A 15300-nucleotide genomic window follows, 5' to 3' on the forward strand; every position below is an offset into this window, starting at 1 on the left:
GACATGAAGCACCGTACAGGCAGAGAAGCGGTCACCGTGCCAGACCGGCGGGACGCGCGCCGAACGGCGCGCCCGTCTCCAGGTGCGAGGAGCCCGCCTCGGCCGGGAAGCCCAGGCCGGGGCCGTGGTGCGGCGACTCGGCGCCGCTCACCCCGAAGATCCCGGCGCCCTGCTCGGCGTGCCCCGCCATCCGGCGGAAGGCCGCGAACAGCTCGCGTCCCGTCCCGACCCACTGCGCGTCGCTCAGCGGCCGGCCCTCGGGCGTGCGCCGCGCCAGCTCCTCGGCCGGCACCAGCAGCTCCAGCGTGCCCGCCGCCGAGTCCAGCCTGACCACGTCGCCCTCGCGCACCAGCGTGATCGGGCCGCCGTCGGCCGCCTCGGGCGACAGGTGGATGGCCGCGGGCACCTTGCCGGAGGCGCCCGACATGCGGCCGTCCGTCACGATGGCGACCCGCTGTCCCCGGTCGAGCAGCACGGCCAGCGGCGGCGTGAGCTTGTGCAGCTCCGGCATGCCGTTCGCGCTGGGCCCCTGGTAGCGGATGACGGCCACGAAGTCCTGCCCGTCCAGCTCGCCCGCCTCGAACGCCGCCAGCAGGTCGAGCTGGTCGTCGAACACCTTGGCCGGCGCCTCGATCACCAGGTGCTCGGGCTTGACCGCCGACACCTTGCTGACCGCGCGGCCCAGGTTGCCGGAGAGCATGTGGATGCCGCCGTCCGCCGAGAACGGCTCCGCGACCGGCCGCAGCACGTCGAGGTCGGCGCTGCCGCCGGTGACCGGCGACCAGACCAGCTCGCCGTCCACCAGCTCGGGCGCCTCGCGGTAGCGGTCGAGGCCGGGGCCGGCCACGGTGAGCACGTCGGCGTGCAGCAGCCCCTCGTCGAGCAGGTCGCCGATCAGCACCTGCATGCCGCCGGCGTCGCGGAAGTGGTTCACGTCCGCCTGGCCGTTGGGGTAGATCTTGGTGAGCGACGGCACGACCCCCGACAGGCGGGCCAGGTCGTCCCAGGTCAGCACGATTCCGGCGGCAGCAGCCATGGCCACCAGGTGCAGCGTGTGGTTCGTGGAGCCGCCGGTGGCCAGCAGCGCGACACAGGCGTTCACGATCGACTTCTCGTCGACCAGCTCGCCGATCGGCGTGTATTCCGCTCCGTGCGCGGTGATCTCCACCGCCCGGCGCCCGGCGGCCGCGGTGAGGGCGTGGCGCAGCTCGGTGTGCGGGTTGACGAACGTCGAGCCCGGCAGGTGCAGGCCCATGACCTCCATCAGCGCCTGGTTGGAGTTCGCGGTGCCGTAGAAGGTGCAGGTGCCGGGGGAGTGGTACGACTTCGCCTCGGCGTCCAGCAGCTCGCCCCTGCCGACCTTGCCCTCGGCGAAGAGCTGGCGGGTACGCGCCTTGACCTTGTTCGGCAGCCCCGAGGTCATCGGCCCGGCCGGCACGAAGATCGCGGGCAGATGCCCGAAGTGCAGCGCCCCGATGAACAGCCCCGGCACGATCTTGTCGCACACGCCCAGCAGCAGCGAGGCGTCGAACATGTCGTGCGACAGCGCGATCGCGGCCGCCATGGCGATCACGTCACGGCTGTACAGCGACAGCTCCATCCCGGCCCGGCCCTGCGTGATGCCGTCGCACATCGCGGGCACGCCACCGGCCACCTGCGCCACGCCGCCCGCCGCGCGCACGGCCGCCTTCAGCTCGGGCGGGTACGTCTCGTACGGCTGGTGCGCCGACAGCATGTCGTTGTAGCTGGTCACGATGGCGACGCCGGGCTTGGACGTGCCGCGCAGGACCGGCTTGTCCTCGGCCGAGGCGCCCGCGAACCCGTGCGCCAGGTTGGCGCAGCCCAGGTGCGCCCGCGCCGGGCCCTTCGCCCGCGCGGCCTCGCCGTCGCGCCGGATCCGCTCCAGGTACGCGGTACGGCTGGTGGCGCTCCGCTCGGCGATCCGGTCGGTGACCTCCTGAATGATGGGATTCACAGTTCCTCCTCGTGCCAAGCGCGACCGCTACGGCCGAGCAGTTCGTGGGCTCCCGCGGGGCCCGTGGTCCCCGCGGGGTAGGGCTCGGGCAGCGCCCGGTCGGCCTTCCAGGCGTCCAGGATCGGATCGACCCAGCGCCAGGCGGCCTCCACCTCGTCGCGCCGCATGAACAGCGTCGGGTTCCCGGCCAGCACGTCGGTCAGCAGCCGCTCGTACGCCTCCGGCACCCGCGTCGTGAACGTCTTGCCGAAGCTCAGCGACAGCGGCACCGGCTTCAGCGTCACCTCGCCCGCGCCCGGCTCCTTGGCCATGATGTGCAGCTCGATGCCCTCCTCCGGCTGCAGCCGCAGCACCAGGCGGTTCGGCGTGCCCCCGGGGAAGATGGAGTGCGGCACGTCCTTGAACTGCACCACGATCTCCGAGCGCCGGTACGGCATCCGCTTCCCGGTACGCAGGTAGAACGGCACCCCCGCCCACCGCCAGTTCTTGACCTCGGCCCGGATCGCGGTGAACGTCTCCACCCGGCGCGACATCTCGGTCGTCGGCGTGGAGGCGGGCTCGTCCAGGTAGCCGGGCATGCCGCCGGCCTCGACGTACTGGCCGCGCACCGTGAACCGCTCCACCTCGCCGCCCGCGATCGGCCGCAGCGACTGCAGCACCTTGACCTTCTCGTCGCGGATGGCCTCACGGTCGTTGCGGGCCGGCGGCTCCATCGCGGTCAGCGTGAGGAGCTGCAGCAGGTGGTTCTGCACCATGTCGCGCAGCGCGCCCGCGTGGTCGTAGTAGCCGCGCCGGCCCGGCGTGCCGACGGTCTCGGCGGCGGTGATCTGGACGTGGTCGATCCACAGGGAGTTCCAGATCGGCTCGAGGAAGGCATTGGCGAAGCGCAGGACCAGCAGGTTCTGCACCGTCTCCTTGCCGAGGTAGTGGTCGATGCGGAAGATCTGGCGCTCGTCGAAGATGGCGCCGACCTCGTCGTTGATGCTCTGCGCGCTCGGCAGGTCGTGGCCGAGCGGCTTCTCCAGCACCACGCGCGACTGCGGCGTCACCAGGCCGGCCTCGTCCAGCTCGCGGCAGAAGGGGCCGAACGTCCTGGGCGGGCTGGCCAGGTAGAAGACGCGGTCGCGCTGCTCGTGCCCGGCCAGCAGCCTCGTCAGCGCGCCCCACCCGGACCGGTCCGCGCCGCCGACGTCCACGGAGACGTGGTGCAGGCGGCCGAGGAAGCGCTGCCACAGGGCCATGTCGTCCACCGGGATCTGGTCGCGTACCTCGGCGTCCACCTTGCCGCGGAAGTCGTCGTCGGTCAGCCCGCCCCTGGACATGGCGATGACGCGGGTCTCCGGGGCGAGCCGGCCGTCCCTGTCGCTGTGGTACAGCGCCGGGATCAGCTTGCGCATGGACAGGTCGCCGGTCCCGCCGAAGACGACGAGGTCGGCGGCGTACGCGGGGCCGCTGGTCGGGCTGCTGGTCGGGCTGCTGATCGGGGCGGCCGGCGGGGTCGTGGGCACGGTGGTGGACACGGTTAGGGACTCCGATGATCTACCAAGCAAGGACAGAACGGACACTAACGAGAGTTTGGTGCTTACACAAGCGGAGTTTTGGCATGCGAGATAAAAAAGTAGCGACTTTTCATGACACAACCACGTGTGGTTCACTTAGCCGATGCCACGACGTACCGCAGCGACCCTCGCCACGAGTGGCGAGGTGCTCCGCCTCATCCGCACCGGTGAGGCCGTGACGCGGGCCGACCTCGGCCGGGTCACCGGCCTGTCGCGTCCCGCGGTGCAGTTGCGCGTCGGTGAGCTGCTGGAACGCGGCCTGGTCGTGGAGCGCGACGACGCGCCGTCCACGGGCGGGCGGCCGCCGGTCCGGCTGGAGTTCAACGCCTCGGGCGGCGTGGTGCTGGTTGCGGCGCTCGGCGCCTCGCGGACGAGGGTGGCGGTCTGCGACCTGGCCGGGCACGAGCTGGCCGGGCGCGAGTTCACGATGGACGTGGAGCAGGGGCCCGGCCTCGTGCTGCCGCTGCTCATGGACACCTGGGACGAGCTGCTCGGCGACCGGCCGCACTCGACGATCAGGGGCGTCGGGATGGGCATGCCGGCCACGGTGGAGTTCGCGCAGGGCCGTACGGAGAGTGCGCGCGTCATGGCGTCCTGGACCGGCGTGGTGATCCCGCCGATCATCCGGGAGCGCTTCCCCGTGCCCGTGCTCGTGGACAACGACGTGAACATGCTGGCCATCGGCGAGCACCGGGGCGCCTACCCCGACCTGGACGACCTGCTGTTCGTCAAGATCTCGACACGGATCGGCGCGGGCGTGATCGCCGGCGGCGCCATCCTGCGCGGCGCGCTGGGCGCGGCGGGCGAGATCGGGCACATCCCGGTGCTGGACGGGGGCGGCGTGCTGTGCCGCTGCGGCAACACCGACTGCGTCGACTCCGTGGCCAGCGGCACCGCGCTGCTGCGCGACCTGCGGGAGCAGGGCAAGGACGTCAAGACGATCGCGGACGTGACGGCGCTCGTACGGGCGGGCGACGCCGAGACGATGGCCACGGTCCGCGAGGCCGGCCGCCGCATCGGCGAGGTGCTGGCCGGGGCGGTCAACATCCTCAACCCGTCGGTGGTGGTGCTCGGCGGGGACGTGGCGGAGGCGTTCGGCCCGCTCGTGTCCAGCATCCGCGAGGTCGTCTACCGCCGCTCCACGGCCCTGGCCACCCGCCGCCTGCGCATCGAGCCGAGCCGGTTGGGGGCGGGGGCGGGGATCAACGGGTGCGCGGTGATGGTGCTCGACCACGTGCTGTCGCCGGACGCGGTGGACGAGACGATGACGGTCTCCCTCCTGCGCCGCGACCGCGCCGCCTCAAGCTGAGCGCCGACGGACACCGCCGCTCGGTCTGGCGGTCTCACAGGAAAACCCCTCATGCCCAACCCATCGAGACCCCGCCGCCCGATCCCGAGCCCGGTTCCATCCGAGCCCCGTCCGACCCTGAGCCCCATCCCTTCCCACGCTTCGGCCTCTTCCTGAGCTTCGGCCCGCGCATGGTGATGCCCCGGCCTGCCCCCTAGACATCCCAGCGAGGCTCATCACTCGCTCTCACCACCCCGTCCGCGCCGAACACCAGATACCGATCCAGGTCATCGGCGAACCACCGATCATGCGTCACGGCCACCACCGTGCCCTCGAACCCGCCCAGCCCCCGCTGCAACGCCTCCGCGCTGGCCAGGTCGAGGTTGTCGGTCGGCTCGTCGAGCAGCAGCAACGTCGCCCCCGACAGTTCCAGCAGCAGGATCTGCAGCCGGGCCTGCTGCCCGCCCGACAACGTCTCGAAAGGCTGCCCGCCCGCCGGGGCCAGCTCGTAGCGGGCCAGCGCCGCCATGGCCTCGTTGCGGGTCATCGCGTGCTCCCGCATCACCACTTCGGCCGACGGTCGTCCCCGCAGGTCAGGGCGCAGGTGCGTCTGCGCGAAGTAGCCGGCCGCGACCCGAGCCCCCAGGCGTGCCACACCCGTGTGCGCGATCGGCTCGCCGGCCAGCAGCCGCAGGAAGTGGGACTTGCCGGTGCCGTTCGTGCCGAGCACGCCGACGCGCTCGCCGTACCAGATCTCGGTGGAGAACGGCCGGAGCAGTCCGGTCAGCTCCAGCTCCGCACACACGACCGCCCGCTTGCCGGTACGGCCTCCGCGCAGGCGCATGCGTACGTTCTGCTCCTTGGGCGCCCGCTGCGGCGGCCCCGCCCGTTCGAACCGCTCCAGCCGGGTCACCGCCGACTGGTACGCCCCCGCCAGGGCGTCGTTGTTGGCCGATCGCTGCCGCAGCAGGTGCACGAGCCGCCGCAGCCGGTCCCGCTCGTCCTCCCAGCGCTGCCGCACCTCCTCCAGCCGCTCCTTACGCCGCCGGCGGGCCTCGGCGTATCCCGCGAACCCGCCGCCGTGCACCCAGACACCCCGCCCCTCGACGGTGATGATCCGATCGGCCGCCTCGGCCAGCAGTCGCCGATCGTGCGAGACGAGCAACACGGTCTTGCCGGAGCTCCGGATGGCCCGCTCCAGCCACTGCTTCGCCCGTACGTCCAGGTAATTGTCCGGTTCGTCCAGCAGCAGCACCTCATCGGGCCCCCGCAGGAGCGCCTCCAGCATGAGCCGCTTCTGCTCCCCGCCCGACAACGTGGCCAGGCTCCGCTCCTTGACCTCCTCGTACGCCAGCCCGAGCGCCTCGGTGGCGCACACGTCCCACACGACTTCGAGCTCGTAGCCGCCCACGTCGGCGAAGTCGGCGATGGCCTGGGCGTAGGCCATCTGACTGGCCTCCTCATCCCGTACGGAGATCGCCCTCTCGGCCTCCTCCAGCACCACAGCCGCCGCCCGGACCCGCCCAGGCGCCACGCTCATCAGCAGATCCCGCACACTCCCCTCACCCAGGAACTGCCGCATCACCCCCACCCCACCCGCGGCCACGACCCGCCCTTCGACCGGCTCCAGCTCCCCGGAGATCAGCCGCAGCAAGGTGCTCTTCCCGGCCCCGTTCGGCCCGACGAGCGCCGCCTTGGCGCCATCGCCCACCTTGAACGACGCCTCCACGAGCAACGGCCGCCCATCAGGCAGCAGATAGGTCACCCCACTGACCTCGACGTGCCCCACGGCGCCACCTCTTCTCGACCAACGTTCCACCCACTAGACCATCGATCCGGTAACCCGTACAACGTATTATTCGCGGATGGACAACGTGTGGTCGCGCCCCGCAAAGCCCTCAAGACAGACCCTGACTTTGGACCGGATCGTGGAAGAGGCGCTGGCGCTCCTGGACGAGGAAGGCGTCACCCGCCTGACCATGCGCCGCCTGGCGGAACGCCTGAACACCGGCTCGACCACCCTCTACTGGCACGTCAAAACCAAGGACGACGTCCTCGACCTGGCCCTGGACGCCATCTTCCGCGAGGTCCGCCTCCCCACCCCCCTCCCACCCGCGGCACCGAACCCACCCGGAAACCGGCCGCTTGACGACCGCCCGCGCGAAGACGTCCCAGCCGAGACCAGGCCGAAGGGCGGCCCGGTTGGAAGCGGCCCGGTCGGGGTCGGCCCGGTTGATGGTGGCTGGCAGGCGCAGGTGCGTGGGCTGATGCGTGGCTGGCGGGCGGCCCTGCTGCGTCACCCCTGGTCGGCCACCATCCTCGACCGCCCGCTCATGGGCCCGAACGCTCTGGAACGCACCGAATTCCTCTACGAGACCCTGACCACAGCCGGCTTCCCCGCCCCGAAGGCCGCCGCCTTCAGCCTGTCCAACTACGTCATGGGCTCGGTCATCATGCAGGTGACCTTGCAGGACCGAGAGGAGGGGGACACCGGCGCGTTCCTGAGCGAGCGAGCCGACCGCTATCCGGCCCTGGCCGAGCACGGTCTGGACCACGAATGGGACGCCACATTCGACGAAGGTCTCGGCTACCTCCTGGCCGGAATGGAACAGGCCCGCAAGAAGTAGGCCGGAAGCGCTCCACCACAGCACCCCCGAACACCTCCGTTGCGTCCGCCCGAGCCGGAAACGCCCGAGCCGGGAAGGTTCGGGCCAGGGATGGGGATCGGGCCGCGATGGGAAGAGCCGGGCTGCGACGAGCGGAATCGACCAGCCAGACGATGGGAACGGCGCGCGTGCGGGCACTGGTCGTGAGTGGACCGGACGTGGGAGCACGGACGCGAAACGACGGACGCGAAACGACGGACGCGGAGCAATGGAGCCGGAGCACCAGGCGATGCCGGCGGACGCCGAGCGACGGGTCGTGCCGGCGGAGGCCGAGCGACAAGCCGTGCCGGCGGACGCCGAACGGCCGGCTCTGGTGAGCCGGCCGTATCGAGCGAGGGGGAGGATGGGCCCGGGTCAGTGGTGGGTGATCTCGGCCGGCTTTTCCGTCTGCTGCTTCGGCAGGAGCAGCCCGACCAGGAAGGTCGCGGCCATCATCCCGGCCGCCGCCCACAGCGTGACCTCGACGCTGCCGGTTCCGAAGTACACGGTCCCCAGCAGTGCCAGCCCCAGCGCGCTGCCGACCTGCTGGAGTGCCGACAGGGTGCCCGAGGCCGAGCCGGTCTCCTCCGGAGCGACCGAGGCCATCACGATGCCGAAGTACGGGCTCATGATCAGGCCGCTGCCCACCCCCGCGACCGCGAGGGCCGGGGCGAGCTGCCACGGTGAGACTTCGGGAGAGGCGATGGCGATCATGCCGATCACCCCGAGCGCCATGACGACCGCCCCGCTCAGCAGCACCCTGCGTCCGTGTCTGCGGGCGGCCTGCGCGATGCCCATGCCCGCGATCATGCCGAGCGAGGACGGTACGCCGGTCAGCGCCGCCTTGAGCGGGGAGTACGACAGCCCGAGCTGAGTGTAGAGGCCGACGATCAGGAAGAAACCGGCGAAGGCCGCGAAGTAGATGGTGCCGGTCGCCATGCCGGAGACGAACGCGCGCTTCCTGAACAGGCTCGGCGCCACCAGCGGGTCACCGCCACGCGCGGCCTTCCTCCTCTGGTGGACGGTGAAGAGCGCGAACACCACGACGGAACCGGCCATCATCGCGAACGCCCACACCGGCCAGCCGTGCTCGCGCCCCTGGACCAGCGGGAAGATCAGCAGCACGATGCCGGCGGAGGCCAGGCCCGCGCCCATCAGGTCGAGCCGCGTGCCCTTGACCGGCCGGGACGCGGGCAGGAACCGCAGGGCGGCCAGCGCGGCGGCGCCGCCGATGGGCAGGTTGATCAGGAAGATCAGGCGCCAGTCGATGCTGGTCAGCACGCCCGCCAGGATCGGCCCGCCCACCGCCGACAGCCCCATGACCGGCCCGAACAGCCCCATCGCCGCGGCCAGCTCCTTGGGCGGGAACATCTCCTTCATCAGCCCCATGCCCTGCGGGATCATCGCCGCCCCGAACAGTCCTTGGACGATCCGCGCCGCGATGATGGTCTCCGGCGAGAAGGCGAGGGCGCACAGCAGCGACCCGGCCGTGAATCCGGCGACGCCGATGAGGAACATGCGCTTGCGGCCCACGATGTCACCGAGCCGCCCGCCGGTCAGCAGGCCCGCGGTCATGGCCAGGGTGTAGGCCGCGCCCAGCCACTGGATCAGCGAGGTGCCGCCGCCGAGGTCGGCCCGCATGGTGGGGCCCGCGACGTTGGTGACGGTGGCGTCGAGGAGCTCCATCACCGAACCGGCGAGGATCACCGCGAGCGCCGGCCAACGCCACCGGTAGGGCGCCACGGACTCCCCGGGTGCCCGCGTCAAGGCTGTCGGCGTCGCGGGCTTGACGGGCGGCTGCGCCGGGCGGGTGTCGAGGGCGGTCATCTCGGCCTCCTGAATCGGAACGGCTTGTTCTGTTCCAAGAATAGCAGAACGGAACACTTCATTCCATAGTTGGCGCGAGAGAAGACGTCGTCGGTGGCCGCCCTGCGGCGCCGTACGGTGGAATGAGGCGTTGCGTGCCGTCCAGCGCGGCGGGGTCGGCAACTTCCCTGGGCTGAAATGGCCAGGTCGGAGCCCGTTTCGGGGGAGGAGATCGACGTGCGCCGGATGTGCCCCGATCGGCGTCGCCGCCATGGCCGGTATGCGGAACGTGGAACGCGGGATCGATCGGCCCGCGGGCCGTGTCCTCAGAGTGTGGTCGTCGTGAGCTCGGCCAGATGGTGCAGCGAGTTGGTGAGATGGTCCGGGCCGAACGGCGGGAACTGGATGTACTCCCGGATGGACTGCGGCACCGCCGACCAGTCGTAGGTGAGCGTGACCTCGGTCTCCGACGGGCCCACCGGCGCAAGGTCGTAACGCCAGATCCACCCGCCGAACTCCAGGTGCCCGTCGCCCTTGTCGTACCCCGTCAGCCAGCCGATGGCGCGCGGCGGGTCGAGCACCTGGACCTTGTTGGCCACCTGGTAGTCGCCGTCCGGATGGCCGGCGTGATGCATGTCCATCCGGAAGATCTGCCCCACCTCGGCCAGCGGCTCCTGGTTGACGGCCTCCTGGACCCAGCCGGTCCCATCGATCGCCGCATGGGCCGCCGGGTTCGCCAGCACCGCGAACACCCTCGCGGCGGGTACGGCGACGGTCAGGGTGGCGCTCACGGTGTCCTGATGATCCATGGTGTGCACGCTCCTCGTCATCTCATCGTGGGCCCCCGCAGGCGCGGAAGGGGACGTTCCCAGAATGTAGACAATGCGGGGAGGCGGAACTCATCGGCCGTGGCGGGCCTGTGACGCGGTCTCGACTCCGTTCAGCAACTGCACAGCAGGCCGCGAAGCGCCGTCTCCAGGCAGAGGCCGGACTGGGCGGGCGTCGGCCACGGGAAACGGACCAGCGATTCGTCGACCCGCACCGTGGCCCCGTACCGGTCCAGCTCCCAAAGCCAGACGTCTCCCGCCTGCTCCCCGAGTTGCCGCGACACCCCGGCCGTGAGCTGCGGGCGGTGGGAGTCGTTGACGTGGGCCAGTACCCGCTCGGCGGTCTCGGTCAGCGGATCGGGCGCCGCCCCCAGGTAGTCGTCGGCGTCCAGGAGCCCCGACTCCTGCCCGGTCAGGTACACGACCTGTGCCACGTCCAGGCGCAGCAGCCGGGGCGCGTCCCGCTCCCCGAACCGCTCCAGCGCCTCGAACAGGCTCTCGTCCGCGCTGTGCGCGGCCACCGCCACCGCCGCGCCCCGGGCCTCGTGCTCCGGTACGGCCTCCGCCCACCCCTGCACCTCGATCAGCCCGCGCGGGTGGGTGACGGTGCCCAACTGGCGCATCGCCGTGAGGTTGACCGCCACGACGGCGTCCTCGCGCAACCCGTGCAGCGACTCGCCGGGCAGGACGAGAAGGATGGGGCGGCCGCGTTCGTCGACCCCGCCGCGGGCGGGGGAGGGGGCGCCGTCGACGGAGAGCTTGGCGACGCTGGCGGTCGCGGCGAGGGTGCGGACCCGCTCGGGGATCGGCAGCATGACGCCTCCTTGGGAGCACAACAAGTGGTAGGTTAGCCTTACCTAAGTAAGGACTACCTAATCACATTGAGGTGAACGTGCGCTACACCGGCCCCAAGGTGCGACTGTCCCGTCGCGCGGGCGTCCCGCTGACCAGGAAAGCCGTCCGCTACTTCGAGCAGCGCCCCTACCCGCCGGGCGAGCACGGCCGCAAGACCAACCGCCGCACCACCGGCGACTACGGCCTGCGGCTGATGGAGAAGCAGAAGCTGCGCTGGTACTACGACGTGTCGGAGCGGCAGCTCCGCCGTTACTGGGACCTCGCCGTCCGCAAGCCGGGCGCGTCGGGCGCCGAGCTGGTGACGCTGCTGGAGAGCCGCCTGGCCTCCCTCCTGCTGCGCTCCGGCCTGGCCCCGTCGATCTACGCGGCCCGGCAGTACGTCAACCACGGCCACATCGCCGTGGACGGCCGCAAGGTGGACATCCCCAGCTACCTGGTCAAGCCGGGCCAGGTGATCACGGTGCGGGAGCGCTCGCGCCGGATGCAGCCGTTCGTCGCCGCCGCCGAAGGCGTGTACGCCGACGAGCGCACCGCGCCGTACCTCTCGGTCGAGCTCTCCGACCTGCGCTTCACGCTGACGCACCGCCCCGAGCGTGAGCAGATCGTGGTGCCCGTCGACGAGCAGCTCGTGGTGGAGTTCTATTCTCGGTAGCCATGAGCGAAGCGGGAGAGCGCCACGCGAGCTGGCTCGAGCTGTTCTTCGACCTGGTCGTGGTCGTGGCGGTGGCCCAGATGGCCCACCGGCTGGCGCACCCCACGTGGGCGGACGTGGCGCTCTTCGTGCTGCTCTACTACGCGGTGTGGAGCGTGTGGACCACGCTCACGCTGTACTCGAACGTGCTGGCCGACCGCACCCGCGTGCGGAGCATGCTGATCGGCATGTTCGGCATCGCCGTGATGGCCGCCTCCGGCCACTCGTGGGGCGCGCCGCTCGGCCTGGCGGCCGTGGCCGGGTTCGGGCTGATCGCCTCGCTCTGGTGGCTCACCCTCCAGTACGGCGTCAGCGCCGTCCCCGGCGCCCCCGAACGCGGCCTGCGGGCGTACGTGGCCCTGCCCGCCCACTTCGCCATGACGGCGGGCATCATCGCGACGGCGGCCGGCCTGGGCGTGGTCGCCACCCGGCCGGCCGAGCATCTGCACGGCGGCGTCGGCTGGGTGCTGGGCGGCGGCCTGGCCGTCTACTACGCCGCCTCGACCGTGCTCGGCCTGGCCCTGGGCGCCGAACGCCGCTGGATCTGGGGCTGGGCCGTGCCCTCCGTCGTCGCGTCGCTGGCCGTGGCGGCGGTGTCGGGGCTGGTCGCGGGCTGGACGGTGGTCGTACTGCTGCTGGCCGTCGCCCTGTGGCGGGTGCGCTACCGGCCGCGCGCCGGCTCCAGCCCGTCAGCCCCGTCAGCCCCGTCAGCCCCGTCCGCCGCGCCCGCCTGACCGGCCCCGCTTCCCCGACCCACCCCGCCCGTTCCGCCCGTTCGACCGCCCACCGACGGAACCACCGTTGGAGCCGCCGTTGGAGCCGCCGTTGGAGCCGCCGTTCGAGCGACCGCCGGAGCCACCTTCAGAGCCGCCGTCAAAGCCGCCTGTGCCGGGTGCGCCGTTCGCGTTCCCGTTCGCGTTCGCGTTCACCGTGACCGGCGGGCGCGGGTCGGTGGTGGCGAGGCCGCGCAGTTCGGCGACCTCCCTGCGCAGCTCGGACAGCTCGTCCAGGATCCGCTGGGTGTGCGCCGAGGTGTCCTCCAGCGCCGCCCGCTCCTCGGCGTTCTCCTCGTCCATCGCGCTGACCACCACCGCCAGGAACAGGTTCAGCACCACGAACGTGCACACCAGGATGAAGATGGTGAAGAAGATCCAGGCCGACGGATGCCGGCTCATCACCTCCCTGGCGATGTTGCCCCAGTCGTCGCCCGTCATCGTCTGGTAGAGGGTGAACAGCGAGGTCGGCAGGCTGCCGAAGCGGTCGGGCGCGGTCTGCCCGTAGAGCTTGGTGGCCATGACGGCGGCCACGTACAGCACCAGGGAGAGCAGCACCACGATCGAGCTCATCCCCGGCATCGCCCGCAGCAGCGCGGAGACCACGCGGCGCAGGCTCGGCACGACCGACAGCAGGCGCAGCACGCGCAGGATGCGCAGCGCGCGCAGCACCGACAGACCGCCGGTCGTGGAGGCGAAGGCGATGCCGATGATCAGCGTGTCGAAGATGTTCCAGGGGTCGCGCAGGAACGCGGAGCGCTCGGCGTAGACCTTGGCGATCAGCTCGGCGGCGAAGATGTAGAGCGCCACGTGGTCGACCAGGGTCAGCAGGGGCCCGTGCCGCTCCACCACGGCCGGGAAGGTCTCCAGGCCCAGGGTGCACGCGTTGATCAGGATGACGGCGATGATGAACCGCTGGAAATGCCGGTGGGCTAGTAAGTCGCGGGTGCGTTCACGCACGGGGACAGGCTCCTCAGAGGGGATCGTTTGCCCCACCATGATGACGCAACATGATCAAGGGGGAGGCTGTGGTATAAAACCCACCTGACAGTTAGAACAAGGGGGGCCGAACGACCATGTCCTATCCCGATTACGGCCCTGGCCACTACGGCCCGCAGCCCCAGACTCACCCCAACGGCACCACGATCCTCGTGCTCGGCATCCTGAGCCTGGTGGTCTGCAGCTTCATCGGGCCCTTCGCCTGGTCGATGGGTAACAAGGCACTGCGTGAGATCGACGAGAGCGGCTACTTCTACGAGAACCGCGGCTACGTCCAGGCCGGGCGCATCTGCGGCATCATCGGCACCGTCCTGCTGGTCCTGACCTTCGCCATCCTGGCGCTGGGTCTCGGTCTCGGTGTCCTCGGCGGCATCCTCTCCTCGACCAGCTCCTACTAGGCCGCGGGCGAGCCGGTCGCGCCGACGGGGGACGGCGCCGGCCGGTCCGGCGCCATCTCCCACCGAAGCCCGTTCCCCGGTAGGGGGTTAGCGGGCCACGCTCTTGGCCCGTCGTTGCAGGGCGGCGAGGATCCCGGCCGGGTCGAGGGTCCCGTAGCCGAAGTCGTAGTCGAACCCGACCTCGCTGCGGTCCTCCGCGGTACGCCGCAGCAGCGCCCGCAACTGGGCCGGTGACAGCCTGGTCGCCGGCCACCGGGTGCGTACGGCCGCCACGAGCCCCGCCGCCACCGGCGCGGCCGCCGAGGTGCCCGAGTCGGGCTCGCCCTCGCCGAACGCCCTCGACCCGGAGAAGTGCGTGTACGCGCACACGTCGGGCTTGCGGGCGGTCAGCCGCCCCGGCCCCTGCGAGGAGTAGCCCACCCGGTCCCCGTTGACGTCGACGCCGCCGATGGACAGCACCTTCGGATGGGAGTTGGCCCCCACGATGGGCCGGCTGGGGTAGGCGCAGCGGCCGTCGGGGCACTCGCGCCCGCAGTTGCCCGCCGCGAACAGCACGTCGGCCCCCGCCTTGTCGAGCGCGGCCACCATGAGGTTGAACGGGTGGGCGGCGTTGTCGGAGTAGTTGCCCGGATGCCCGACGGGGAAGTCCCACTCGGCGGAGAACGACCCCCACGAGTTGTTCACGACCAGCGCCCGCGACTCGGCGGGCTGGGCGTCGAGCACGGTGCGCAGGTGCGCGAACGCCGACACCGCGTCCGACAGCAGCCCGTCGAGCGCCGAGCCGCCCGGCCGGGTGGACAGCAGCACCGGGATGTCGATCAGCGTGGCCTGCGGCGCGGCCAGCAGCGTGTCGAAGGCGCACATCGTCCCGTGGCCGACCTCGAACTCGCCGGGCCGGCCCGTCACCCCCGACGGGTTCCAGCACCGCTCGGCGTCGAGCGTGACGCCCCTGCCGAGCTGCCTGGCCGTGTGCGCGGCGTTGATCCCGGTGTCGAGCACGGCCAGCGCCACGCCGGTGCCGTCGAGCCCCTGCGCGTGCAGCCCGGCGACGTTGAGCAGCCGCTCCACGTCGTGCCAGTCGCCGACCGGCCCGTCGCCCGCGCACGTCGGCGTGGACTCGATGACGGGGTCGGAGAAGACGCCCACCACGTCGGGCCTGAGCGTGGGCAGCAGCGTGACCCTGGCGGCCAGCTCGTCGTCCGAGATCGTGCCCCTGACGAGCACGGAGGCGTCCTCGGGGGCCAGCGAGAAGTCGAGCGGCTGGTTGAGCGAGAGCGGGTCGCCGCCCGCGGCGGGGATGGGCCGGGGCACGGCCACGGGCGTGAACGCCATGTCGAGCTCGACCCCGGGCAGTCCGTCGGCGACGTCGGCCGTGGTGGCCGTCTGGCCGGGGTCGGCGACCGCCGCGACGAGGTCGGGGGAGGGACGTAGCTGGATCAGGACCCGCATGAGTCACCACCGAACGTTTGGAGGGAACGAACCTC

The 15300-nt window shown here is 71.5% G+C and carries 13 protein-coding genes; 5 read left to right on the top strand and 8 right to left on the bottom strand.

Translation table 11 applies throughout. The features are described 5' to 3' along the window. Positions 1-31: 31 nt before the first annotated feature. Positions 32-1975: a phosphogluconate dehydratase gene (gene edd / locus AB0I15_RS44565; protein WP_358110550.1), complete on the bottom strand. Its 1944-nt coding sequence runs from the start codon at positions 1973-1975 to the stop codon at positions 32-34. Then, positions 1972-3456: a glucose-6-phosphate dehydrogenase gene (zwf, locus tag AB0I15_RS44570; protein ID WP_358110800.1), complete on the bottom strand. Its 1485-nt coding sequence runs from the start codon at positions 3454-3456 to the stop codon at positions 1972-1974. Before zwf ends, edd begins: the two co-directional genes overlap by 4 nt. 181 nt (positions 3457-3637) lie before the next feature. Between zwf and AB0I15_RS44575 the strand changes: the two genes are divergently transcribed. Beyond that, entirely contained in the window at positions 3638-4843 is a 1206-nt protein-coding gene (locus AB0I15_RS44575) for an ROK family transcriptional regulator (RefSeq protein ID WP_358110553.1), read from the top strand. A gap of 193 nt (positions 4844-5036) precedes the next feature. Here AB0I15_RS44575 and AB0I15_RS44580 read toward each other — a convergent pair whose 3' ends face one another. Then, positions 5037-6611, bottom strand: coding sequence for an ATP-binding cassette domain-containing protein (locus tag AB0I15_RS44580; RefSeq protein WP_358110556.1), 1575 nt, complete (start codon positions 6609-6611; stop codon positions 5037-5039). A gap of 139 nt (positions 6612-6750) precedes the next feature. On the opposite strand from AB0I15_RS44580, the gene AB0I15_RS44585 reads away from it, so the two are divergent. Further along, the gene (locus tag AB0I15_RS44585; RefSeq protein ID WP_358110559.1) at positions 6751-7449 is read left to right on the top strand and encodes a TetR/AcrR family transcriptional regulator; all 699 of its coding nucleotides are present in this window, start codon (positions 6751-6753) and stop codon (positions 7447-7449) included. A gap of 393 nt (positions 7450-7842) precedes the next feature. Here AB0I15_RS44585 and AB0I15_RS44590 read toward each other — a convergent pair whose 3' ends face one another. The 3 genes from AB0I15_RS44590 to AB0I15_RS44600 form a co-directional block, all read right to left on the bottom strand. After that, positions 7843-9294, bottom strand: a complete 1452-nt coding sequence (locus tag AB0I15_RS44590; RefSeq protein WP_358110562.1) for an MFS transporter — start codon at positions 9292-9294, stop codon at positions 7843-7845. Between the two features lie 305 nt (positions 9295-9599). Then, entirely contained in the window at positions 9600-10082 is a 483-nt protein-coding gene (locus tag AB0I15_RS44595) for a hypothetical protein (RefSeq protein WP_358110565.1), read from the bottom strand. A 131-nt stretch (positions 10083-10213) separates the two neighbouring features. Then, a complete protein-coding gene (locus AB0I15_RS44600; protein WP_358110568.1) occupies positions 10214-10915 on the bottom strand; it encodes a DUF2470 domain-containing protein in 702 nt (233 codons plus the stop codon). A 77-nt stretch (positions 10916-10992) separates the two neighbouring features. On the opposite strand from AB0I15_RS44600, the gene rpsD reads away from it, so the two are divergent. Continuing rightward, a complete protein-coding gene (gene rpsD, locus AB0I15_RS44605) occupies positions 10993-11607 on the top strand; it encodes a 30S ribosomal protein S4 (RefSeq protein ID WP_358110803.1) in 615 nt (204 codons plus the stop codon). A 2-nt stretch (positions 11608-11609) separates the two neighbouring features. Further along, positions 11610-12380 carry a low temperature requirement protein A gene (locus AB0I15_RS44610; protein WP_358110572.1) on the top strand — a complete coding sequence of 257 codons (771 nt, stop codon included), beginning with the start codon at positions 11610-11612 and terminating at the stop codon, positions 12378-12380. On the opposite strand, the gene AB0I15_RS44615 is transcribed toward AB0I15_RS44610, so the two are convergent. Then, on the bottom strand, positions 12354-13379 hold the full coding sequence (locus AB0I15_RS44615) for an ion transporter (RefSeq protein WP_358110575.1): 1026 nt from the start codon (positions 13377-13379) through the stop codon (positions 12354-12356). The genes AB0I15_RS44610 and AB0I15_RS44615 overlap by 27 nt on opposite strands. 116 nt (positions 13380-13495) lie before the next feature. Between AB0I15_RS44615 and AB0I15_RS44620 the strand changes: the two genes are divergently transcribed. Continuing rightward, on the top strand, positions 13496-13816 hold the full coding sequence (locus tag AB0I15_RS44620) for a DUF4190 domain-containing protein (protein WP_358110578.1): 321 nt from the start codon (positions 13496-13498) through the stop codon (positions 13814-13816). A gap of 87 nt (positions 13817-13903) precedes the next feature. Here the strand turns inward: AB0I15_RS44620 and AB0I15_RS44625 are convergent, their stop codons facing one another. Then, on the bottom strand, positions 13904-15265 hold the full coding sequence (locus AB0I15_RS44625) for a S8 family serine peptidase (RefSeq protein ID WP_358110581.1): 1362 nt from the start codon (positions 15263-15265) through the stop codon (positions 13904-13906). Positions 15266-15300: the final 35 nt, after the last annotated feature.

Source organism: Nonomuraea sp. NPDC050643, assembly GCF_040654715.1.
Lineage (GTDB): Bacteria > Actinomycetota > Actinomycetes > Streptosporangiales > Streptosporangiaceae > Nonomuraea.

Bases quoted from the DNA above. Each gene is read 5' to 3' on its own strand.
- AB0I15_RS44610 (WP_358110572.1), top strand. From the start codon at position 11,610: ATGAGCGAAGCGGGAGAGCGCCACGCGAGCTGGCTCGAGCTGTTCTTC.
- AB0I15_RS44575 (WP_358110553.1), top strand. From the start codon at position 3,638: ATGCCACGACGTACCGCAGCGACCCTCGCCACGAGTGGCGAGGTGCTC.
- AB0I15_RS44600 (WP_358110568.1), bottom strand. From the start codon at position 10,915: ATGCTGCCGATCCCCGAGCGGGTCCGCACCCTCGCCGCGACCGCCAGC.
- AB0I15_RS44625 (WP_358110581.1), bottom strand. From the start codon at position 15,265: ATGCGGGTCCTGATCCAGCTACGTCCCTCCCCCGACCTCGTCGCGGCG.
- AB0I15_RS44590 (WP_358110562.1), bottom strand. From the start codon at position 9,294: ATGACCGCCCTCGACACCCGCCCGGCGCAGCCGCCCGTCAAGCCCGCG.
- AB0I15_RS44620 (WP_358110578.1), top strand. From the start codon at position 13,496: ATGTCCTATCCCGATTACGGCCCTGGCCACTACGGCCCGCAGCCCCAG.
- AB0I15_RS44595 (WP_358110565.1), bottom strand. From the start codon at position 10,082: ATGGATCATCAGGACACCGTGAGCGCCACCCTGACCGTCGCCGTACCC.